General features: G+C 64.5%; 20 protein-coding genes. 13 read left to right on the top strand and 7 right to left on the bottom strand.

All coding sequences use genetic code 11. The features are described 5' to 3' along the window. Positions 1-128: 128 nt before the first annotated feature. From AC3D25_RS22970 to AC3D25_RS22935, 8 genes are all read left to right on the top strand, one after another. Entirely contained in the window at positions 129-1,187 is a 1,059-nt protein-coding gene (locus tag AC3D25_RS22970; protein WP_488890774.1) for a beta-ribofuranosylaminobenzene 5'-phosphate synthase family protein, read from the top strand. Between the two features lie 105 nt (positions 1,188-1,292). After that, positions 1,293-2,219 carry an NAD(P)-dependent methylenetetrahydromethanopterin dehydrogenase gene (locus AC3D25_RS22965; protein ID WP_488890773.1) on the top strand — a complete coding sequence of 309 codons (927 nt, stop codon included), beginning with the start codon at positions 1,293-1,295 and terminating at the stop codon, positions 2,217-2,219. Between the two features lie 9 nt (positions 2,220-2,228). Next, positions 2,229-3,425, top strand: coding sequence for an ATP-grasp domain-containing protein (locus tag AC3D25_RS22960; RefSeq protein ID WP_488890772.1), 1,197 nt, complete (start codon positions 2,229-2,231; stop codon positions 3,423-3,425). Then, on the top strand, positions 3,403-4,428 hold the full coding sequence (gene mch, locus AC3D25_RS22955; RefSeq protein WP_488890771.1) for a methenyltetrahydromethanopterin cyclohydrolase: 1,026 nt from the start codon (positions 3,403-3,405) through the stop codon (positions 4,426-4,428). Before AC3D25_RS22960 ends, mch begins: the two co-directional genes overlap by 23 nt. After that, positions 4,425-5,384: an ATP-grasp domain-containing protein gene (locus tag AC3D25_RS22950; protein ID WP_488890770.1), complete on the top strand. Its 960-nt coding sequence runs from the start codon at positions 4,425-4,427 to the stop codon at positions 5,382-5,384. The genes mch and AC3D25_RS22950 overlap by 4 nt, the downstream gene beginning before the upstream one ends. Further along, complete coding sequence (locus AC3D25_RS22945) at positions 5,371-6,261, top strand: triphosphoribosyl-dephospho-CoA synthase (protein WP_488890769.1); 891 nt, start codon at positions 5,371-5,373, stop codon at positions 6,259-6,261. Before AC3D25_RS22950 ends, AC3D25_RS22945 begins: the two co-directional genes overlap by 14 nt. A gap of 121 nt (positions 6,262-6,382) precedes the next feature. Beyond that, the gene (fae, locus tag AC3D25_RS22940; RefSeq protein ID WP_488890768.1) at positions 6,383-6,892 is read left to right on the top strand and encodes a formaldehyde-activating enzyme; all 510 of its coding nucleotides are present in this window, start codon (positions 6,383-6,385) and stop codon (positions 6,890-6,892) included. Between the two features lie 93 nt (positions 6,893-6,985). Continuing rightward, positions 6,986-7,393 carry a hypothetical protein gene (locus tag AC3D25_RS22935; RefSeq protein ID WP_488890767.1) on the top strand — a complete coding sequence of 136 codons (408 nt, stop codon included), beginning with the start codon at positions 6,986-6,988 and terminating at the stop codon, positions 7,391-7,393. Between the two features lie 865 nt (positions 7,394-8,258). Here the strand turns inward: AC3D25_RS22935 and AC3D25_RS22930 are convergent. Continuing rightward, a complete protein-coding gene (locus AC3D25_RS22930) occupies positions 8,259-8,741 on the bottom strand; it encodes a dihydroneopterin aldolase (protein WP_488890766.1) in 483 nt (160 codons plus the stop codon). Between the two features lie 324 nt (positions 8,742-9,065). Between AC3D25_RS22930 and AC3D25_RS22925 the strand changes: the two genes are divergently transcribed. The 3 genes from AC3D25_RS22925 to AC3D25_RS22915 are packed head-to-tail and all read left to right on the top strand — an operon-like array spanning position 9,066 to position 13,094. Next, positions 9,066-11,135: a sigma-54-dependent Fis family transcriptional regulator gene (locus AC3D25_RS22925; RefSeq protein ID WP_488890765.1), complete on the top strand. Its 2,070-nt coding sequence runs from the start codon at positions 9,066-9,068 to the stop codon at positions 11,133-11,135. Positions 11,136-11,142: 7 nt separating this feature from the next. Next, entirely contained in the window at positions 11,143-11,742 is a 600-nt protein-coding gene (locus tag AC3D25_RS22920) for a flavoprotein (RefSeq protein ID WP_488890764.1), read from the top strand. After that, positions 11,721-13,094: a DUF6513 domain-containing protein gene (locus AC3D25_RS22915; protein ID WP_488890763.1), complete on the top strand. Its 1,374-nt coding sequence runs from the start codon at positions 11,721-11,723 to the stop codon at positions 13,092-13,094. The genes AC3D25_RS22920 and AC3D25_RS22915 overlap by 22 nt, the downstream gene beginning before the upstream one ends. Positions 13,095-13,908: 814 nt before the next feature. On the opposite strand, the gene tkt is transcribed toward AC3D25_RS22915, so the two are convergent. From tkt to AC3D25_RS22885, 6 genes are read right to left on the bottom strand one after another with little or no spacing between them, the layout of a single operon-like run. Then, the gene (gene tkt / locus AC3D25_RS22910; protein ID WP_488890762.1) at positions 13,909-15,963 is read right to left on the bottom strand and encodes a transketolase; all 2,055 of its coding nucleotides are present in this window, start codon (positions 15,961-15,963) and stop codon (positions 13,909-13,911) included. Between the two features lie 43 nt (positions 15,964-16,006). Continuing rightward, positions 16,007-16,879 (bottom strand): phosphoribulokinase, encoded by an 873-nt coding sequence (locus AC3D25_RS22905; RefSeq protein ID WP_488890761.1) that lies wholly within the window; start codon positions 16,877-16,879, stop codon positions 16,007-16,009. A gap of 44 nt (positions 16,880-16,923) precedes the next feature. Then, a complete protein-coding gene (locus AC3D25_RS22900; RefSeq protein WP_488890760.1) occupies positions 16,924-18,018 on the bottom strand; it encodes a class 1 fructose-bisphosphatase in 1,095 nt (364 codons plus the stop codon). A gap of 9 nt (positions 18,019-18,027) precedes the next feature. After that, positions 18,028-18,975, bottom strand: a complete 948-nt coding sequence (cbbX, locus tag AC3D25_RS22895; RefSeq protein WP_488890759.1) for a CbbX protein — start codon at positions 18,973-18,975, stop codon at positions 18,028-18,030. A gap of 43 nt (positions 18,976-19,018) precedes the next feature. Beyond that, positions 19,019-19,447, bottom strand: coding sequence for a ribulose bisphosphate carboxylase small subunit (locus AC3D25_RS22890; RefSeq protein WP_488890758.1), 429 nt, complete (start codon positions 19,445-19,447; stop codon positions 19,019-19,021). A gap of 42 nt (positions 19,448-19,489) precedes the next feature. After that, positions 19,490-20,971 carry a ribulose-bisphosphate carboxylase large subunit gene (locus AC3D25_RS22885; protein ID WP_488890757.1) on the bottom strand — a complete coding sequence of 494 codons (1,482 nt, stop codon included), beginning with the start codon at positions 20,969-20,971 and terminating at the stop codon, positions 19,490-19,492. 389 nt (positions 20,972-21,360) lie between these two features. Between AC3D25_RS22885 and pqqA the strand changes: the two genes are divergently transcribed. Together pqqA and AC3D25_RS22875 are read left to right on the top strand one after the other, a co-directional pair. Continuing rightward, positions 21,361-21,435, top strand: a complete 75-nt coding sequence (pqqA, locus tag AC3D25_RS22880) for a pyrroloquinoline quinone precursor peptide PqqA (protein WP_013342881.1) — start codon at positions 21,361-21,363, stop codon at positions 21,433-21,435. Positions 21,436-21,539: 104 nt separating this feature from the next. Further along, positions 21,540-22,145: a DUF447 domain-containing protein gene (locus tag AC3D25_RS22875; RefSeq protein ID WP_488890756.1), complete on the top strand. Its 606-nt coding sequence runs from the start codon at positions 21,540-21,542 to the stop codon at positions 22,143-22,145.

Below are 22,145 nucleotides of genomic sequence, written 5' to 3'. Positions count from 1 at the left end.
ACCCCCGCGGGGCCAAATCCGAACCCGCCCCTTGCATTGGTGCGGCTCTTGCTTGATAACCCCGGCCCCCGCGTGGCCGGCCTGAGCCGTGCGCGGTCCGCTCCACGCCAGCCCCGAGGACACTCGCGATGCCGATGCACACCGACCGCCCAGCGCCGCTGCCTGTCGCACACGCCGTGACCGTCGAAGCGCCCGCGCGCCTGCATCTCGGCTTCCTCGATCCATCAGGCACACTCGGCCGCCCGTTCGGTAGCATCGGGCTGGTGATCGAAGATCACGGCACGCGCGTTACTGCCCGCCGCTCGAGCGAAACACGTGTCGAAGGTGCGTCGAGCGAGACGCAGCGCATACGGATCGAACACTATGTAGAGCGGCTGCAGGCCGCCTTGGGCGGCGGCCCGATTACGATCGACGTGGAACACTGCCCGCGCGGTCATTCCGGCCTCGGTTCGGGCACCCAGATGGCGCTGGCGGTCGGCGCGGCGGTCATGCGTCTCACCGGACACGTCGCGACGAGCGCCGATATCGCGGAACGGCTCGGCCGTGGCGCGCGTTCAGGAATCGGCGTGCTGGGCTTCGAGCATGGCGGATTGATCGTGGATGGCGGGCCGGGACGCGCGCCGGGACGCAGCGGCGTCGCCACGTTGCCGCCGCTCTTGTCGCGCCACGCTTTTCCAGACGCCTGGCGCATCCTGCTGATCGACGACACCACGCGCGAAGGCCTGCACGGCGACGACGAACGTCGCGGCCTCGCCGCCCTCGCCCCGTTTCCCGCGACACTCGCCGCCCATCTGTGCCATCTGGTGCTGATGCGCGCGCTGCCCGGCATCGCGCAGGCCGACTTCAGCGCGTTCGCGAACGGGATCGGCGAAATTCAGCAGACCATCGGCGAATATTTCGCGCCCGTACAAGGCGGCGTGTTCGCGAGTCCCGCCGTCGCGCAAGCGCTTAACGCAGTGCGCGACGCGTGTCCGGCCGGCATCGGCCAGACGTCCTGGGGGCCGACCGGCTTCGCGTTCCTGCCGGACGCCCGCACCGCCGAGCGCGCACTCGCAATCGCGCGCGACGCCTTGAGCGACGCGCCGGGCGTGGTGTGTTCGATCGCCGCCGGACGCAACCGCGGCGCGTGGCTGCGCGCCGAGGACGGCGAGCCGCACCGCCAGCAATGCCGCGCCGGCACCGCATGAATCTCAAATCCAACAGGTGCCACGCGTCACGCGTGCCTGTTCGTTGTTCGCGTTGTTCGCCTGCGGCTGCGGCCGCCTTCCTGTCCGCACAATGAGTCCACTGCCATGCCAGAAGCCACAGAAAGGCCTTACATCCTGCACATGTTCACCGCGGCGCCGCAAATGAGCCCGTTCGACGTGAACATGGCCGCCGATGCCGGTTATCAGATTCTCGTACCGTATTGCAACGTGGGACTGGAAAGCGTCGTGCAGCTCACGCAGGACGCGATCTTCTCGCGCGGACCGAAAGGCGTGTCGCGGACGGGCATTTTTATCGGCGGGCGCGACGTGATGCTCGCCGCCGACATGCTGGAACGCGCGCGTCAGGCGATGGTGCCGCCATTCGAGGTGGCCGTCTTCGCCGATCCAAGCGGCTCCTACACGACCGCCGGCGCGCTCGTCGCGCTGGTGGAGCGGCATCTGAAAGCCGAACACGGCACCGATCTGGCAGGCAAGCGCGTGCTGATCCTCGGCGGCACGGGCGCGGTTGGACGCGTGTCGGCGGCGATGGCGGCGTCGCTCGGCGCCGAGGTCACGCTCGCGAGCCACTCGGACCTGTCGCGCGCCCAGCATGTCAGCGCGGAAATCAACCAGCGCTTCGGGATCGAGAGTCAGGGCGTTGCGACCGGCACGCCCGAGACGCTGCGCGCCGCGCTCGCGCAGGCGGACATCGTGTTCGCGACGGCGGCGGCGGGCGTTCAGGTCGTCGGTCCCGCCGATCTCGCGAGCGCGGCCAATCTGCTGATCGCCGCCGATGTGAACGCGGTGCCGCCGGAAGGCATCGCCGGGGTCAATGTGATGGATAACGGCAAGCGGCTCGCGGGCGCGGCCCGGCCGGACGCCATCGCGATCGGCGCCCTGGCGATCGGCCAGGTCAAATATCAGGTCGAGCACCGGCTGTTTTTGCGCATGCGCGGCGGCGGCAAGCCGGTTTATCTGGGTTATCCGGAAGCGTTCGAGGAAGCGCGGGCGATTGCGGCCGGGCTGTCCTGAGACCCCGCGATGAACCGAAGAACCTCCGCGAAGCACGCGCCCTATGTGGCATTGGCCGGGTTATCGGCGCGCTTTCTGGCGCAATCGGCGGCGCGCGCGGGCTTGAGCACGGTCGCGCTCGACGCGTTCGGCGACCGCGATACGCGGCATCTGTCCGCGCTGTGGTTCGACGTCGGCGGCACGGGCGTGACGGTGGACCGCGCGAAGATGATCGATGCACTCGGCGGCGCGGCGCGGCTCCCGGGCTTGCTCGGCGTGGTTCCGGGCAGCGGGCTGGAAGCACTGACGACAATCATGCGGGACACGCCGGGCTTGCCCCGGCTGATCGGCAACGATGCCGACGCCACCGCCGCCGTGCGCGATCCCCGGCGCTTCTTCGCGTTGCTGGATGCGCTCGGGATCGGTCATCCGCAGGTTTCGTTCGATCTTCCGGTGAGGGAGCGCACTGGCTGGCTGAGCAAGCATGCGGACGGCTGCGGCGGCGTGCACATTCAGGCGGCGAACGGCGTGCCGCTCGCGCCGGGGCGCTATTTTCAGCGTCGCGAGGGCGGCCTTTCCATGTCGGCGCTTTTCCTCGCGGCGCGCGGCGAGTGTCGCGTGGTCGGGTTCGCGGAGCAATTCACGCTGGGTAGCTCGCCGTATCCTTATTTGCATACAGGGTCGGCGGGGCCGGTCGAATTGCCGCCGCGCATCGCCGCACAGATCCAAGACGCCATCGCGGCGATCGTCGCGAAAACCGGGTTGGTCGGGCTGAACAGCATTGATTTCCTGCTCGACGGCGACACCGTGCGCGTGCTGGAAATCAACGCACGTCCTTCATCGACGATGAGCCTGTATGAGACTGCGTGCCCGGAGCGCTGGCCGCACGGACTGCTCGCCTGCCATCTCGACGCCTGTCTGCACGGGCGTCTGCCCGACCCCTCGCCGCCCGCCGCTGCGCTCGCCGTCGCGGCGCAGCGCGTCGTGTTCGCGACCCACGCGCTGTGCGTTTCGCGGGCGTTGAGCGACGCGCTGTTCGTCGATCCCGCATGCCACGACATTCCGCTGCCCGGCACGCGAATCGCGGCGGGCGAACCACTCTGCACGCTGATGGTCACGGGTTCGCGCGAGACGCTCGCAGCCGAGCTCGACCGCCGCCGCGCGATCCTGCTGCATCGCACCGAAACCTGCCACGAGAGCGCCGATGACCTCATCTCATCCGACTGATTTCGCACGACCCGCCTTGAGCGTGAACGCGCTGGCCGAACCGCTGGTCGCGCAACTCCTCGACAATGCCGCGCGCTTGCGCATCGGCGTGTCCCGCACCGCAACAGGCACCGTGATTGCCGATGCGGGCCTCACCGCGCCCGGCGGCATCGAAGCGGGGATTTTGATCGCGCGGATCTGCATGGGCGGTCTCGGACACGTTGCGCGGCAAAGCGCGCTCGACGCCGATCCGCTCTGGCCGAGCGCGATCGACGTGCAGACCTCGTGGCCCGTGCTCGCCTGTCTCGGCAGCCAGTACGCGGGCTGGAGCCTTTCCGCCACGCGCGAGCAGACCGGCGGCAAGAAGTTCTTCTCGCTCGGTTCGGGCCCGGCGCGCGCGCTCGCGGGCAAGGAATCGTTATTCGACGAAATCGCGTATCGCGATACCCATTCGCACGGCGTGCTCGTGATGGAAGTCGACCGGCCGCCGCCGCAAGTGGTGATCGATAAAGTGCTCGCCGATTGCGGGCTCTCGCCGGACCGGCTGGTGATCATCGTCACGCCGACACAATCTGTCGCGGGAACGGTTCAGGTCGTTGCACGCATCGTGGAAGTTGCGCTGCACAAGACGCACGTGCTCGGCGTCGAGCTCTCGGAGGTGGTCGAGGCGAGCGGCTCCGCGCCCTTACCGCCGCCTGCGCCGGACGCGATTCAGGCAATGGGGCGCACGAACGACGCCATTCTCTACGGCGGCCGGGTCCACCTCACGGTGAAGCAGGATGTCGTCGCGAGGAGACTCGCGGCGGAATTGCCCTCGTCCACGTCGCGCGACCACGGCCGGCCGTTCGCGGAAATCTTCACATCGTTCAATTTCGACTTCTACCAGATCGACCCCGCGCTTTTCGCGCCCGCCGAGGTCTGGGTGAGCAGCCTGGAAAGCGGCGCGACGTATCACGGCGGGCGGATCGACCGCGCGCTCTTGCACGGTCTCTGGAACGGCGCGCCCGACGCCGCCGCGCCATGAACGGACTCGCCGGAAATCCGCGCGTCGCGATCATGGCCGACGAAACCGGCTGGCACACCACGCGTTTGAAACGAGCGTTCCGGGAGCGCGGCGTGGAGGCGCGCTGCGTCGATCTCGCCGATTGCCGCTTCGACACCACCTGGAGCCCGCACGGCATCGCCATTCCCGGCTTTGGTCGCGATCTGCCGGATGCCGTGCTGGTGCGCGGGATCGCGGGCGGCAGCTTCGAGCAGGTGACGCTGCGGCTCGGCATCCTGCACGCGCTGCGCGAATGCGGCGTGATCGTCTATAACGACGCGCGCGCGATCGAACGCAGCGTGGACAAGTCGATGACCAGCTTCCTGCTGCATCGCCACGGTGTACCGACACCGCCCGCGTGGGCCTGCGAATCGGCCGCGTTCGCGCAGCGCGTGCTGATGCGCGAAGCGGCGGCGGGCAGGCAAGTCGTGATGAAACCGCTGTTCGGCTCGCAGGGCAAGGGCTTGCGGCGGCTTGGCGCGAGCGGCGGCTCGACGAGTTTGTTACGGCCGCTGCCGTCGCTCCGCGCGGTCGGGCAGGTGGCGTACCTGCAGCGGTTTGTCGGCGTGGCGCGGCCGGGCTTCGACTGGCGCGTGCTCGTGATCGGCGGGCAGGCGGTCGCGGCGATGCGCCGGATCGGCGGTCGTGGCTGGATTCACAACGTGGCGCGAGGGGCGCGCTGCGAACCCGCGCCCCTCGATGCCTTGCTCGCGGATACCGCCGTGCGCGCCACGCGGGCGGTCGGTCTCGACTATGCGGGCGTCGATCTGATCCCTGGCGAAGGCGCGCAGCCGCTCGTGCTCGAAGTCAATGGCGTGGCGGCGTGGCGCGGCCTGCAATCGGTCACGCAAGTGGATATCGCCGCCGCGCTCGCCGACGACCTTCTCGCGCGCGTCCACGCAGCGGACGCTGGCCTCTCGCGTCATGCGGCCTTCTGACGCTCTCGGCCAGCGCGCGCGGACGGCGTTCCTCCGCGCATGCCGTCTCGACGTCGAAAGCATCAAGCCCGGCAACGTCAGCGTGACAAGTCCCGGACACGGCATGACGGCGGCACAGTTCATCGCGAGCGCCGAGGCGGCGGCGCCCGCGCTGTTCGCGCCGAACGCAACTGTCGGCGCGCGCATTCTCGACGCCGTGACGCGCACGCAGGCGGTCGCGGGCTGCAATACCAATCTGGGCATCCTGCTGCTGGTCGCGCCGCTCGCCGCCGCGCTGGATCGGCTCGACGACGCCGCGCCGGTGAGCGCCGGGCGCTGGCACGAAGCGTTGAGCGAGGTGCTCGCGGCGCTCGGCATCGACGATACGCGCGATGCCTACCGCGCGATCGCGCTCGCCAATCCGGGCGGCCTCGGCGATGCACCCGAGCAATCGGTTCACGACGAACCGAGCGTCGATCTGCGCGCGGCGATGCAACTCGCCGCCGATCGCGACAGCATCGCGCGTCAATACGCGAGCGATTTCGCCGATATCTTCGCGGAGGCGGAACGACTCGTGCAAGCGTCGCCGGACAAGCCGCCCGAGGCCGCGATGCTCGACGTCTTCCTCACCTTCCTGCGAACGTTCCCGGACTCACACATTCTGCGCAAACACGGTGTATCGCTGGCGCAAAGTGTCACGCGCCACGCAGCGACGATTCACGACGAATGGCGGCGCGCGCCGCCCGCCGACGCGCTCGCCGCGATCGAAACATGGGATGCCGAATTAAAGGCGCACGGCGTGAATCCGGGCACGAGCGCCGACCTGAGCGTCGCGGCGGTGTTCGTGGTGGCCGTGCTGATGCCCGAGCGGTTCGCGTGCGCGGACGCGGCGCGGTGAAATTGGCACGAAACATGATAGGGACTTCCGTGGTCCGCCAGATTCTCAAAGCGCGGCAGACGTCCGTGCGCCCCGCGTCGAGCGCAGGGCAAATATCCATATCCATCACTGGAGGAACAGCATGGCCAAGATCAACCGCGTCATGGTAGGCGAGTCGCTTATCGGCGAGGGCAACGAAGTCGCGCATATCGATTTGCTGATCGGACCGCGAGGTTCGGCGGCCGAAACCGCGTTCTGCCACGCGCTGACGAACAACAAGGACGGCTTTACCTCACTGCTCGCGGTGATCGCGCCGAACCTGCTGACCAAGCCGAATACCGTCATGTTCAACAAAGTGACGATCAAGGGCGCCAAGCAGGCCGTGCAGATGTTCGGCCCGGCTCAGCATGGGGTAGCGCTCGCGGTGGCGGACAGCGTCGAGGACGGCACGATCCCGCAGGACGAGGCGGACGATTTGTTCGTATGCGTCGGCGTGTTCATCCACTGGCAGGCCGAGGATGACAAGAAGATTCAGGAATACAACTACAAGGCCACGCGCGAAGCGATCCAGCGAGCGGTAGCGGGCGAGCCGAGCGCGGCGGACGTCATTGCGAAGAAGGGCAGCGCGGCGCATCCGTTCGCGCCGAACTAGGCCGCGTGTGTTGTCCGCGATGCGGCGTGGCCGCTTCGCCGCCTCGCATCGCGGTTTTCGCTCAAGCGCCACGATATCGACGAGAGATTCCGGATGACTTCATGTTTTCGCGCGGGGCCGGTGGCCGCGTGTTTCGCGCTGGTTTTGGGAATGGGTTTGATGGCGCCGGTGGCGTTTGCCGTCGACGGCGGGCAGGACGTGTCGGCGCACGATTATCCGACGCAGGGGCGCGTTGAGTACGTGCTGGGTTGCATGGACGACAACGGGCATGACTTTGCCAATGTCTATAAGTGCTCGTGCGCGATCGACCATATTGCGGCGGCATTACCGTATGACGATTACGTCGAACAGATGACGTTTTCCAAATATTCGACGCTTGGCGGGGAAGGCGGGTCGGAGTTTCGCGTCGATCGCGCGAAGGCTAAATCGCGGAATTTCTTATCAGTACAAGGGGCGGCGTATCGCGCCTGTGGGTTGACGCGGACCGCGGGGGCTAAGTGAACGCTTAGGCTTCGTTTTTTGGCTTTTTCCGCTTCGCGCCGGTTGAACTTTTCTCGCGAGCGGAGGTGGGGTTTTGCTGGCGCCCTCTGGTTGGGTTTTTTGGGCGCGTCTTGTGAACTTGCTTTCGTGTAGGTCGATTAACTCGCCGCTATGCGCGGCAGCAGTCACTTTCTTTGGCTAGCGGCGAAGAAATCAGCACGGTGGTTCGGCGCCGTCGGGCGGCTTTGGAGTGGGTTACACCGTCTGATGTTCGGGCACTTCTTGTGAACTTGCTTTCGTGTAGGTTTATTAGCTCGCCGCTATGCGCGGCAGCAGTCACTTTCTTTGCTGCTGCAAAGAAAGTAACCAAAGAAAGCAGCTTTTCCGTCTAAGTGTCCGCCTCTAAGAACTACACGGATAGGCACGCAGGCTGACTCGGGCAGCTCGCATTCGTTGGTATTGGCGCAGCGCCTGTCAGTTCCATCCTCGCTGCGCTCGGACGTCGGGCACATCAAAAACAACGGGCGGCTTGGTTTGATTTGTTCGGTTATGCCGTTCCGGCAGGCACTTTGTGCCTGCCGGGATGAATGAGCGGTTCCACTCTGTTGTGTGGTGCGACGGCCGAATCAGCTTGCGGACCACTCCCAGAAACGGTTCGTGGTGGACACTTAGACGGACTAGCTGCTTTCTTTGGTTACTTTCTTTGCAGCAGCAAAGAAAGTGACTGCTGCCGCGCATAGCGGCGTGCTAATAAACCGACACGAAAGCAAGTTCCCAAGAAGCAGAGGCAAACAAACCCAAACAGCGCCAGCAAACCAAAACCCGTGCAAGTTCCCCAGAAAGCTCTAACCGCCTAACCAAACCAGGCGCCAGCAAACCAAATCCCTCACGGCCCGAACCCTTCCCCAAGCGCGCCTAACCCACGCGCACTCTCCCGCGAGCGAACGCGCTCAATGACCACTCCAACCGCCACGACAGAAGGAAACTTAGCCGGCTTGGCCAGCGAAACCCGCACCCAGCAAGCACCAAACTCCCCTATCACCATCTGCGCGATCCGCTCAGCGAGCGCCTCCAGCAACTGCACCCCGTGCGACGCCAGAAGCACCCTAAGCGCATCGTGCACCGCCGCATAATTCACCGTATCCTCGATACGATCCGTCGTACAGGCGCGTATCGACGGTACGCCAATCGCCAGGTCCAGCCGCACCGGCTGCGCCACGTGCAGCTCGCTCGCGTCGATCCCGATCACCGTCTCTCCGGTGAAACCCTCGATATACACGATATCCATCGCCGATCCCGCCCGTATGCGGCCATCACCCGCGTATGCATCGGCGAGAATGCCGGCCTGCACCGTGTTGAAACGATCCATGAGCGCGCTCCGCCGCAGTGCGGCAAAAACCTTCATCTTCGGAAAAGTCCGCCGCGCGCCATGCCACATGGAACACGGCGCGCGGAAAAACTCTCAAAGCAAAAAGCGGGCTTGATAAGCAAAACCGATGCGACTACTTATTGAATACACTCGTTATCGGATGTAGAGTTTTGCCGGAGTCTGGCTAGTACGAGGCGCGTTACATAGCCCGGCTTGTCCGCATGCGTGGCCGAGAACACGCGGCATCCAGGGGAAACACATACAGACATTGCGCCGGATCCGCCGCTTAAAACGACGCACCGGACGCATCGGAGACAAGGCCCCATGTCATCGCTCGCTGACATCGACACGCATGTCCGGGAAGTGCTGAACATCGTCAACAATCAACCGGCTACGCGTCCCACCAGCGACTCCGTCGCGAAATCGTGGACGCGCTGCCTGAACGAATTCAAGCTCGACCCCGGCCGCTTCGTGATGCCGCCAATCCTCACGCAGCAGGAACTCGCGGCGCGGCGCGAGGCGGCCACCGATCTCATCGCCTGCTCGAAGCTCGAAATGACCACGCTGTATCAGCAACTGGCCGACCCCGAACTCGCGGTCGTGCTGGTCGATGCGGACGGGGTCATCGTGCATCAGGTGTCGTCGCTGCAATTCGGCGAAGCGGTCGCCGCCGACGGCCTGCGCGTCGGCGCGGTCTGGAGCGAGCGCGAAGCGGGCACCAACGGCATGGGCACGTGCCTCGCGGAGCGCGAGTGCATCGCGGTGTATCAGCACGAACACTTCTATCCGCGCTACACGTCGCTCACCTGCTCGGCCGCGCCCATCTTCGACGAACGCGGCGCAATCGCCGGCGTGCTCGACGTGACGAGCCGTTCGAAAATGCTTCAGCAGCATTCGCTGGTGCTTGTCGGCATGTCGCGGCAGATGATCGAAAATCGTTTGATCGATGCCCGTTTTCGCCGCGCGAACATGATCCATTTTCATAGCCGCCCCGAATTCGTCGGCACGCTGCACGCGGGCAAACTCGCGGTCAGCGACGACGGCGTCGTGCTCGCCGCGAGCCGCAGCGCGCTGTTCCAGCTCGACTACCGCTCGCCCGCGCAACTGTGCGGCAAGCGCGTTGAAGAGGCGTTCAACGCGTCGCTCGAAGACATGGTCGCGCGCAGCATCCGCGGCTCGTTTCACCCTATCACCGTGTACAGCGCCAGCGCGAATAACCGCTTTTTCCTGATCGCGCAGACGCCGCGCGACGCCGCCACGCCGGCCACGCACGCGCTGTCCGTCGCGTCCCCCGCGGCGCTCCGCAGCAAGGCGCCCAAGCCAAAGGAAACACGCGACGCGTCGACCAACCGTCTCGACAAACTCTCGCACCTCGAATTCGGCGACCCGCGCATGGCGTCGCAAATCCAGCTCGCGGCGCGCGTGATCCAGCGCAACATTCCGATCATCCTGCGCGGCGAGACCGGCTCCGGCAAGGAAGTGTTCGCGAACGCGCTGCACAGCATCAGCCCGAAAGCGGGCGGCAGTTTTGTCGCGGTGAATTGCGCGTCGCTGCCGGAGAACCTGATCGAGAGCGAACTGTTCGGTTATCGCGCGGGCGCGTTCACCGGCGCGCAGCGTGAAGGCAGGCGCGGCAAGATCGTGCAGGCGAACGGCGGCACGCTGTTCCTGGATGAAATCGGCGATATGCCCGCCACGCTCCAAGCGCGTTTGTTACGCGTGCTGGAAGAGCACGAGGTGACGCCGCTCGGCACGGAAACCACGGTCAAGGTGGATTTCCAGTTGATCAGCGCAAGCCACCGCAATCTGCTCGAACTCGTGCAGACCGGCCTTTTCCGCGAAGACCTTTACTACCGGCTGAACGGCATCGAAATCAACTTGCCGCCGCTGCGTGAAAGAGCAGATGCGCTGGCGCTGATTCATCATTTGCTTGAAAGCGAAACCGACGATCCGCCGACGCTCAGCGCCGAAGCCCGCAACGCGCTCCTGAGTTATCCGTGGCCGGGCAATATCCGCCAGTTGCGTCATGTGCTGCAAATGGCAATCGCGTTGCTCGACGGATCGGAGATTCGCTGCGCGCATTTGCCGGCTGAAATCACGCGCAGCGGTGGTGGCATTGGCGGCAACGCGGCAACTCACGCGCGATCCGTACCGGCTCCGGCGGCGGCGAACGTGTCGCGGGCGCATCCGATCGACGAAGTGGACATGTCGGCGCTCAACGCCATTCAGGTCAGGGAACGCGAAACCGTGCTCTCGATGCTCGACGAGCATCGGTGGAATGTGAGCAATGTCGCGAAGGCGCTCAACATCAGCCGTAACACCCTGTACCGGAAAATGCACAGGTTGCATATCCGCCTGTCACACGACGGCACGCTCGCGCCTCACGACGCCTGAACGCTGCATGAGCGACCCGACGCCCGCACGACGCCCCGGCACGTTCAAACCCGACGCGCGTTTTGCGTGGTGCGTGACCGGCTCCGGCCACATGCTCGAAGAATCGGTCGCGCTCGCGCTGGAACTGCCGGGCGTCGACCTCTTTCTCTCGGCAGCGGGCGAGGAAGTCCTGCCGCTCTACGGCTGGACGGTCACGAAACTGCGCGAGCACTTCCGCGTGCTTCGCGACAACAGCGCGAGCAGCGTGCCGGTCGGCCGGCTCTACACCGGCGAATATCACACTGTCGTCATCGCGCCCGCGACCAGCAACACGGTCGCGAAATGCGCGTTCGGGATCTCCGACACGCTGCCCACCAACGTGTTCGCGCAGGCGGGAAAGCAGTGCGTGCCGGGCATCGTTTTCGCATGTGACACCGAGCCGAGCGTCATCACGCAAAGTCCGCACGAATGGGTGGAAGTGCGGCCGCGCTCGGTCGAACTGGACAACGTGGAGCGGCTCGCGCGTATCGAATACACCACCGTGGCGCGCTCGCTCGACGCGTTGCGGGCCGCGCTCGATCAACGGCTGACGCAACTCGGGCTCGCATGGAACACATCGTCTTCCTGACCGGACGGCTCGCCGAACGTAGCGTGGTGCAGGTGCTCGAAGGCCTTTCCGGCGCGCCGTTCACGTGGGAAGTACGCGAAATCGGCTTACAGGTCGCCGCATTGATGACCGCCGACATGATCCGCCGCCGCGTGCCGCTGCCGCTCAACGCGAACCGGATGATCGTCCCAGGCCGCTGCCGGGGCGACCTCGATTCGCTTAGCGCGCATTTCGGCGTGCCGGTCGAGCGCGGTCCCGAGGAGGTGAAAGATCTGCCGCAGTTTTTCGGACGCGCGGCGCGCAGCTTCGATCTGTCGCGTTACGGGACCGAGATTTTCGCGGAAATCGTCGATGCACCGCGCCTCGATCTGGACGGCATCGCCGCCCGCGCGCGCGCGTACGCCGATCAGGGCGCGGATGTGATCGATATCGGCTGCCTGCCGGAAACGCCGTTTCCGCATCTCGAAGACGCGGTGAAGCTGCTTAAATCGCAGGGTTATCGCGTGAGCGTCGATTCGATGCTCACCGATGAACTCCTGCGCGGCGGCCATGCGGGCGCGGATTATCTGATGAGCCTGAATCTCGACACGTTGTGGATGGCCGACGAAGTCGCGGCCACGCCGGTTATCGTCGCGCGCGATCCGCGCGACCCGGCCTCACTCGATACCGCCATCGAACAGCTCACACGCGCGGGCCGCGCGTTTCTCGCCGATCCGATTCTCGACCCGATTCCATTCGGCTTTGCGGCGTCGATTGCGCGTTACGTGCGGTTGCGCGAGCGTTATCCGGACGTCGCGATCATGCTCGGGATCGGCAATCTGACTGAACTGACCGAAGCCGATACGAGCGGCATCAACGCCGTGTTGCTCGGGATCGCGGCGGAACTGAAGGTGAGCGCGGTGCTGACGACCTCGGTGAGCCTGCACGCGCGGCGCGCCGTGCGCGAAGCCGATGTCGCGCGGCGCATCATGCACGCCGCTAGCGAGGCGCAGGTGTTGCCGAAGGGGATATCGTCGGCGTTGTCGGCGTTGCACGCGAAGCGGCCGTTTCCCTACGATGCCGCCGAGATCGATGCGTTCGCGCGCAATGTCCGCGATCCCAATTTTCGCGTGCAGGTCGCGGCGGATGGTATTCATGTCTACAACCGCGAGGGACATTCGATCGCTGCCGATCCGTTCGAGTTGTATCCGCGGCTCAGGCTTGAGCTTGATGGCGGACACGCGTTTTATATGGGCGTGCAGCTTGCGCGGGCGGAGATTGCCTGGCAATTGGGCAAGCGATTCGATCAGGATCAGCCGCTTGATTGGGGGTGTCAGGTTGAACGGCCTGACGAGGATTTGAATGTGTGGTGTGGGCCGGGGACGACGCGGTGAGTTGTGCTCGGGGAAGGGTTTGGGGGTTTGGGTTTTGCTGGCGGTTTTGGGTTTTGCTGGCGCTCGTTGCTTTTGTTTGCCGGTGCTTTCGGGGAACTTGCTTTCGTGTAGGTTTATTAGCACGCCGCTGTGCGCGGCAGCACTCACTTTCTTTGCTGCTGCAAAGAAAGTAAGCAAAGAAAGCAGCGTGACCGTCTAAGTGTCCACCACACATAACCACGCGGATAGGCGCGCAAGCTGATTCGGCGATCGCACCACACAACAAAGTGGAGCCGCTCATCCATCCCGACAGGCACGAAGTGCCTGCCGGAACGGCATAACCGACAAACCAAACCAAACCAAGAACCAGACCAAAAACCAAACCAAGCCGCCCGTTGTTTTTGATGTGCCCGACGTCCGAGCGCAGCGAGGATGGACCTGACAGGCGCTGTGCCAATACCAACGAATGCGAGTTGCCATAGTCAGCCTGCGTGCCTATCCGCAGGGTTATTCGAGGTGGACACTTAGGCGGATAAGCTGCTTTCTTTGGTTACTTTCTTTGCAGCAGCAAAGAAAGTGACTGCTGCCGCGCATAGCGGCGTGCTAATAAACCTACACGAAAGCAAGTTCCCAGAAAGCAACCGAACAGCAGACGGTGTAACCCACCCTAGAGCCGCCCAACGGCGCCGAACCCGTGCTGCTTTCTTTGATTACTTTCTTTGCAGCTAGCCAAAGAAAGCGACTGCTGCCGCGCAGAGCGGCGAGCTAATAAACCTACACGAAAGCAAGTTCCCAGACACCACAGGCAAACAAAAACAACGAGCGCCAGCAAAACCTAAACCGCGACGCGACAACCCTCCCCCACCACCCCTTCAACGGTGACACCAAAATACTCAAACAACGCCCCGGCGGGAGCCGATTCCCCGAACCGGTCGATCCCGACCACCCCACCCTCAAGCCCGACATACTGTCGCCAGAACGCAGTCACACCGGCCTCGACAGCAACCCGCGGCACGCCCGGCGGCAACACCTTATCGCGCCAGGCACGCGACTGCCGGTCGAACGCATTCGTGCATGGCATCGACACGACGCGCGCAAAAATACCCTGCGCCATCAACGGCTCGACGGCGGCCAAAGCCAGCGCCACCTCGGACCCCGTGGCGATCAACACGACCCGCCGCGCGGAAGGAAACGACGGATCGGTCCAGTCGCGCAACACATACCCGCCGCGCCCGAGAGAATCCAGTTGCGCTTCATCGCGCGGAACGAACGGCAAATTCTGGCGGCTTAACAGCAAACACGACGGACCGTCACGCTCGACGGCGCTCACCCACGCCTGCGCGGTCTCGACCGTATCGCACGGCCGCCACACGTCCAGCCCCGGAATCAGCCTGAGACACGCGGCATGCTCGACCGACTGATGCGTCGGCCCGTCCTCGCCCAGCCCGATGGAATCGTGCGTGAACACGAACACCGCACGCGTCTTCATCAACGCGGCCATGCGCAGTGCGTTACGCGAATAATCGGAGAACGTGAGGAACGTGCCGCCGAACGGCAAATGTCCGCGATGCAGCGCCAAACCGTTCAGCGCCGCGCTCATGCCGAACTCGCGCACGCCGTAATGCACATAGTTGCCGCCTTGCGGACCGGCATCGTCGGCGGTCACGGTGACGGCCTCTTTCCAGCGCGTCAGGTTGGAACCCGTCAGATCCGCCGAGCCGCCCAGGAATTCGGGCAACGCGCGCGCGAGCCGCTCGATCGCCTGCTGCGACGCGCGGCGCGTCGCGATCGTCTCGCCCGCCTCGTTAGCCTGATCGACGAGATTCTGCGCCACCTCGCGCCAGTTCGCGGGCAACGCACCGCGCGTGCGGCGCACGAACTCGGCGGCATTGTTCGGATAGGCGCGTCGATAAGCATCGAAACGATGCGTCCAGTCCGCCTCCGCCGCCGCGCCCTGCTCGCGCCGGTCCCACAGGCAACGCACGGACGACGGCACCTCGAACGGCGGATACGGCCAGCCGAGCGCCGCGCGCGTCGCGGCGACTTCCTCTGCGCCGAGCGGCGCGCCGTGCGACTCGTGGGTTCCAGCGAGCGACGGCGAGCCACGTCCGATCTGGGTCCGGCAACAGATGAGCGTCGGCCTGCCCGAGCCGCGCGCGGCGTGCAACGCGCGATCGACCGCGTCCACGTTGTGGCCGTCCACCGCGCGCACCACGTTCCAGCCGCACGCGGCGAAGCGCGCGGGTGTGTCGTCGGCGAACCAGCCGTCGACGTGGCCGTCGATGGAAATGCCGTTGTCGTCGTAAAGCACTGTCAGCTTGCCGAGCTTGAGCGTGCCCGCAAGCGACGCGGCTTCGTGCGAGATGCCTTCCATCAGGCAGCCGTCGCCGGCGAACACGTAGGTGCGGTGATCGACGATAGTGTGTCCCGGCCGGTTGAATTCGCGCGCAAGCAGCGCCTCGGCGAGCGCCATGCCGACCGCGTTCGCGAAGCCCTGCCCGAGCGGTCCGGTCGTCGTTTCGACGCCCGGCGTCAGACCCACTTCGGGATGCCCCGGCGTCTTGCTGTGCAACTGACGAAAGCGTTTGAGTTCGTCGAGCGGCAGGTCGAATCCGGTGAGATGCAACAAGCCGTAAAGCAGCATCGATCCATGTCCGTTCGACAACACGAAGCGGTCGCGGTCGGCCCAGTCCGGATTGCGTGGGTTGAACTTGAGATGCCGGCTCCACAACGCGACCGCGATCTCCGCCATGCCCATCGGCATGCCGGGATGGCCGGAATTAGCGGCTTGCACAGCGTCGACGGCGAGCATGCGCAACGCGTTCGCCATCAGCCGCGTATCCGACGCGGCGGCGGGTTTTTGAGTCAGGGTTTCGGCGACGGCGCTCATCGGAGGCCTCCTTTCAATGGTCGAGGAAACTGGGGTGAGCGCGTCAGGCGCGCGCGCGGCGGTCGCGCAATTGCAGGATCATCGGCGTGAAGATCAACTGCATGGCGAGTCCCATCTTGCCGCCCGGCACGACGATCACGTTGGGCCGCGACATGAACGAGTCGTGCAGCATCGTGAGCAGATAAGGAAAGTCGATACCGCGTGGCCGCGCGAAGCGAATCACCACGAAACTCTCGTCCGGGTGCGGAATTTCGCGCGCCATGAACGGGTTCGAGGTATCGACGGTCGGCACGCGCTGGAAATTCACATGCGTGCGCGAAAACTGCGGGCAGATGTAGTTCACGTAATCGGGCATGCGCCGCAGGATCGTATCGACCACCGCCTCGTGCGAATAACCGCGCAAGGTCTGATCGCGATGCAGTTTCTGAATCCATTCCAGGTTGATGATCGGCACCACGCCGACCAGCAAATCGGCATGACGGCCGACGTCGATATCGCCGGTCGCCGCCGCGCCGTGCAGCCCTTCGTAGAACATCAGGTCCGTGTCCGGTTCGATGTCGGTCCAAGGCGTGAACGTCCCCGCGTCCTGCTTGTGAACGAGCGCCTCGGCATCGTCGTGGACATAGCGGCGGAATTTTCCGGAGCCGGTCCGACCATAGGTTTCAAACAGTTGTTCCAGCTCCGCGAGCAGGTTCGCTCCCGGTCCGAAGTGGCTGAAGCTCTGCACGCCGTCGCGTTCGCTTTGCTTCATCGCCTCGCGCATGCCGAGCCGGTCGTATCGGTGAAACGCATCGCCTTCCACGATCTGCGCGTTGATGCGCTCGCGCCGGAAAATATGCGTGAAACTCTTCATGACGGTGGTCGTGCCCGCCCCGCTGGAACCGGTCACGGCGACGATCGGATGCTTGACTGACATGGCGCTCACTCCCTGTGGTTTTGTGTTCTGTGATGCCGCGACTGTCAGGCCGGCGCTTCGGGCAAAAACAGCGAGCGCTCGTTAAAGAGCGGCGAACTGAACGGCTTGTCCTCGCCGCGATCGTATTCGCTGTGATAACGCCAGATGCGCGCCACCTCGCTCTTCGACCCGAGAATCACCGGCGCGCGTTCGTGCGGCGTGCGCGGGACGAGATCGAGAATGCGTTCGCGCCCGGTGATCGCCATGCCGCCCGCTTGTTCGATCAAGAAGCTCATCGGACTCGCTTCATAAAGCAGCCGCAGCTTGCCCTCCATTGCGGGCGTCTTGAAGTCGCGCGGATACATGAACACGCCGCCGCGCATCAGGATGCGATGTCCTTCGGCGACCATCGACGCGAACCAGCGCATGTTGAAATCGCGTTTGCGGCAGCCGTTGCGGCCGTCCTTGCATTCCTGCACATAACGGCGGACGGGCGGTTCCCAAAAGCGCTCGTTCGATGCATTGATCGCGAATTCGCCGGTTTCGTCCGGCACGAGAATGTTCGAGTGCGTCAGCACGAAATTGCCGATTTCGCGGTCGAGCGTGAAGCCGTGCGTGCCAGTGCCGACCGACAGCACGAGCATGGTGGTCGGGCCGTACACCGCGTAGCCCGCCGCGACCTGCTCGCTCCCCGGTCGCAGGAAACTGTCGTCTGCAAGCACGCCATTCGATCCGGGCGGCATCCGCAACACGGAAAAAATCGAACCGACCACGCCGTTGATATCGATATTCGAGGAGCCGTCGAGCGGATCGAACGCGAGCAGAAAGTCGCCGCGCGGAAAGCCGGGCGGGATCGCGTACACGTCGTCCATTTCCTCCGACACCATGCCCGCGAGCAGGCCGTCCCACTCGCATTGCTTGAGGAAGACCTCGTTGGTCGCGAGGTCGAGCCGGGTCTGCTGTTCGCCATGCGTGTTGAACGTTTCCGTCTTGCCGTAGTGACCGCCGAGCGCGCCTTTGGTCAGCATCGCGGAGATCGTCTTGATGGCGGCGGCCACATCGACCAGCAACGCCGACAGACCAGCCGCCGAGGGCGGCGCGGAGTCGCGGTCGAGCGTATCGATGAGGAACTTCGAAAGCGTGGTTCGTCCATCCTGCATGGCGCGCTCCTAGGAGTCATTGGAAAGCGTGTTGGGCGGCGCGTCGAACACGCGGCTGCCACGGATATCGGCGGCAGAAAGCAGCGTCAGCGCGGCGCGGTCGGCGGGCGGGCCGCCTTCCATCGCGGATGCAAAGAGCCGGTTCGCCTGACGCAGCCGCGCGCGGTCGAGCGCGTTGCGCACGGAGCGCGCGTTGGCGAAATTCGGCTGACTGAGCCGCCGCGCGAGATAGTCCTCGAACGCCGCGCGGGCGTCGGTGTCAAGACGATAATTCAGCCCGCCGAGCATGCTCTCGGCAATCTGCAGCAGTTCGTCGGGCGCGTAATCGGGGAACGTGATGTGATGCGCGATACGCGAGCGAAAGCCGGGATTGCTCTCGAAAAACGTGTCCATCCGCGACGCATAACCCGCCAGAATCACGACGAGATCGTCGCGCTGGTTCTCCATGGTCTGGAGCAAAATCTCGATCGCTTCCTGACCGTAATCGCGCTCGTTTTCCGGACGGTACAGGTAGTACGCTTCGTCGATAAACAGCACACCGCCCATCGCGCGCTTGAGCACGTCGCGCGTTTTCGGCGCGGTGTGTCCGATGTATTGACCGACCAGATCGTCGCGCGTCACCGAAACAAGATGATCGCGGCGGATATAGCCGAGCCGGTGCAGCACCTGCGCCATTCGCATCGCAACCGTCGTCTTGCCGGTGCCAGGATTGCCGGAAAAGCACATGTGCAGCGTGGGCGCCCCGCTCTCGATCCCGAGCGATTCACGCGCGCGCGCCACGAGCAATTGCGCGGCGATTTCGCGGATGCGCGTCTTGACCGGCGTGAGGCCGACCAGATCGCGGTCGAGTTCGGCCAGCACGTCGCCGATCCCCGACTCGCGAAACAGCGCGACCAGATCGACGCGCGGTATCTCGGTGTCGAGAATCGCAGCGGGTTCGAGTATGGCAAGGCTCATCGTGCTCTCCGGTTTTCGCGCGTTGCAGGTGGCTCTCAGTGGCTTATCGCGGTGCGACGTAGCGCTCGCCGCCGGGCTTGTCGCCCGCGTAACTCTTCAGGCCGTAACGCTGCGCGCGGCCTTCGCCTTCCTGCCGCTCCAGACGGAAACCCGGCTCGGTCTGCGGACGATTGACGATGAACGAAAGACGCATCGTCTCGAAGCCGCGCACCGAATCGAACGCGTTCACCTTGATGTAGTGCTGCGGATACGTCGTGCGGCAGGCCGCGACTTCCTGCATGACGCCCGCTGCGTCGTGCAGATCGAACATCGGCAATGCCCACATGTCCCAGTACGTGTTGCGCGGATGCGGGTCGTCGGTGAATTCGACTGAACAGGCCCAGCCCTGACGCAATGCGTAGTCGATCTGGAGACTGATTTCCGGATCGCTCAGGTCCGGCAGGAAAGAAAATGTGCCTTGGGTAATGCGCATGGAAGAACTCCTTTTCGGGTGTCTTATGAATGTGCGCGCCGTTCAGGCCACGCTCGGCGTGTTAGCGAAATCGGGCGTGTCGGTAGACGCGTAGTTGAACGTCACGTCGCGCCATGTATCGAGCGCCTGCTTGAGCGGCGTGCAACTCCGCGCGGCGGCTTCCAGCAGTTCCGGCCCTTCGTTTGCGATATCCCGGCCTTCGTTGCGCGCCTTCACCATCGCTTCGAGCGCCACGCGGTTGGCGATTGCGCCCGCCTGAATGCCCCCCGGATGGCCGATCGTGCCGCCGCCGAACTGGAGAATGCAGTCGTCGCCGAACAGTTCGAGCAACTGATGCATCTGCCCTGCGTGGATACCGCCCGATGCGACCGGCATGACCTTGCGCAAGCCCGCCCACGGCTGATCGAAGAAGATGCCGCGCGACAGATCCACCGGGTTCTGCGACTCGCGCAGCACGTTGTAATAGCCTTGCACCGACAGCGGATCGCCTTCGAGCTTGCCGACCGCCGTGCCCGCATGCGCGTGATCGACGCCCGCCATGCGCAGCCATTTCGCGATCACCCGAAACGAGATGCCGTGATTGCGCTGACGTGTGTACGTGCTGTGTCCCGCGCGGTGAAGATGCAGGATCATGTCGTTTCTGCGCGCCCAGCGGGCCATCGACTGAATCGCGGTCCAGCCGATCACGAGGTCGATCATCACGATGCATGAGCCGAGTTGCTTCGCGAATTCAGCGCGCTCGTACATGTCCTCCATCGTGCCGGCCGTCACGTTGAGATAGTGACCCTTCACTTCGCCGGTTTCGGCTTGCGCGCGGTTGACGGCGTCCATCGAAAAGAGAAAGCGGTCGCGCCAGTGCATGAACGCCTGCGAGTTGATGTTCTCGTCGTCCTTCAGGAAGTCCAGGCCGCCGCGCAAACCTTCATACACGACGCGCCCGTAGTTCTTGCCCGACAACCCGAGCTTCGGCTTGACGGTCGCGCCGAGAAGCGGGCGGCCGTATTTGTCGAGCCGCTCGCGCTCCACCACGATGCCCGTCGGCGGCCCTTGAAACGTCTTCAGATATGCGATCGGGATACGCATGTCCTCCAGACGCAGCGCCTTGAGCGGCTTGAAGCCGAACACATTGCCGATGATCGACGCAGTCAGGTTCGCGACCGAACCTTCCTCGAAGAGATCGAGTTCATAGGCGATATACGCGAAGTACTGCGGGTCGCCGCCTGCCGACGACGGCACCGGATCGACGCGATACGCCTTGGCGCGATACATGTCGCACGCCGTGAGCCGGTCGGTCCACACGACCGTCCACGTGGCCGTCGACGATTCCCCCGCGACGGCGGCGGCGGCTTCTTCGGGATCGACGCCCGGTTGCGGCGTGATGCGAAAGAGCGCGATGACGTCGGTGTCCTTCGGCGTGTAGTCCGGTTCCCAGTAACCCATCTCGCGATACTTCATCACGCCTGCCGCATAGCGGTCGCGCGGCGCCTGGGGAGACTGGACCGCGGCCTTGCTGAAATCGTTCATAACGGATCCCTGAAGATGAGTGACGGAAGGCCGCGACCGCCGGTGGTGCTTAGGTGGCGAACGGGTTCGCGGTTCGGTGAGGTCAATGTAGGCGCGTGGGATATCGAAGGGAATTCACGATTTTCTTGGACTGACTTAAGCGATCGCTTGGGGAGGGTTTAACCGAGGGCATGCACGAAGGTCACGCGCGCAGTCGCCGGTGGGACACTTTGCTGCGATATCGCGACAGTGATCCGGCTGGATGCTCCGGCGCGGGACAATGCGCCGTGCTTTGTGTGTGTCGAGCGACTGGCATGCGCCTTGCATCGGCTGAGCGTGCCGGCGCGGCCGAATGCTGTGGCATCGGTCGCACGGGCGTCTTGCTGTTCCACCCACGATGGAGGATGACTATGCAATGGACGACACCGAGCTACACCGATATGCGTTTTGGTTTCGAAATCACGATGTATATCGCAACCCGCTAACTTGTTAGCCGCCGCAAGCCGCGTTGAGCGGCTGACGTGCGGTTCGTTTTTTAGCTAGCCAACCCGCCGGTTCCGGCGCGCCGCCACGACCAGCGTTCCCCGCCATGATCCATGAAACGATCGTCACGACCGCGGCGCGCGATGGCCGGCCTCACATCGCACCGATGGGCGTGCGCTTCGAGGACGGCATCGCGATCCTTGCGCCGTTCCGGCCGTCCACCACGCTCGACAACATTCTCGCGACGCAATCCGCTGTGATCAATTTCACGACCGACGTGCGCGTGTTCGCGGGCTGCGTGACTGGCGCGTGCCGAAGCTGGCCGACGGTCGTTGCGCATTACGTTGCGAGCGTGCGGCTTGCATCGACACTCGCGCATACCGAGTTAAGTCTCGATCAAGTCAGCGACGACACCGAGCGTCCCGTTCTGCGCATGCGCTGCGTACACAGCGAGACGCACGCACCGTTCGGTGGCTTCAATCGCGCGCAAAGCGCGGTGGTCGAAGGCGCGATTCTCGTGAGCCGTCTTTTCATGTTGCCCGCCGACAAGGTGGATCGCGAGATGGCGTACTTGCAGATCGCCATCGATAAAACCGCTGGCGATGACGAACGCACCGCGTGGGCGTGGATCCTCGACGCGGTCGAGCAATATCGCGCGCGTGCCGGCGCGCAGTCCGATTTGTCTAAGCCGTCCGGTCGCGCGTCGTCTTGA

Source organism: Caballeronia sp. SL1002 (genome assembly GCF_057814995.1).
Note: the sequence above shows the minus strand (reverse complement) of the source record. Positions and strands in the feature narration are given on the sequence as shown.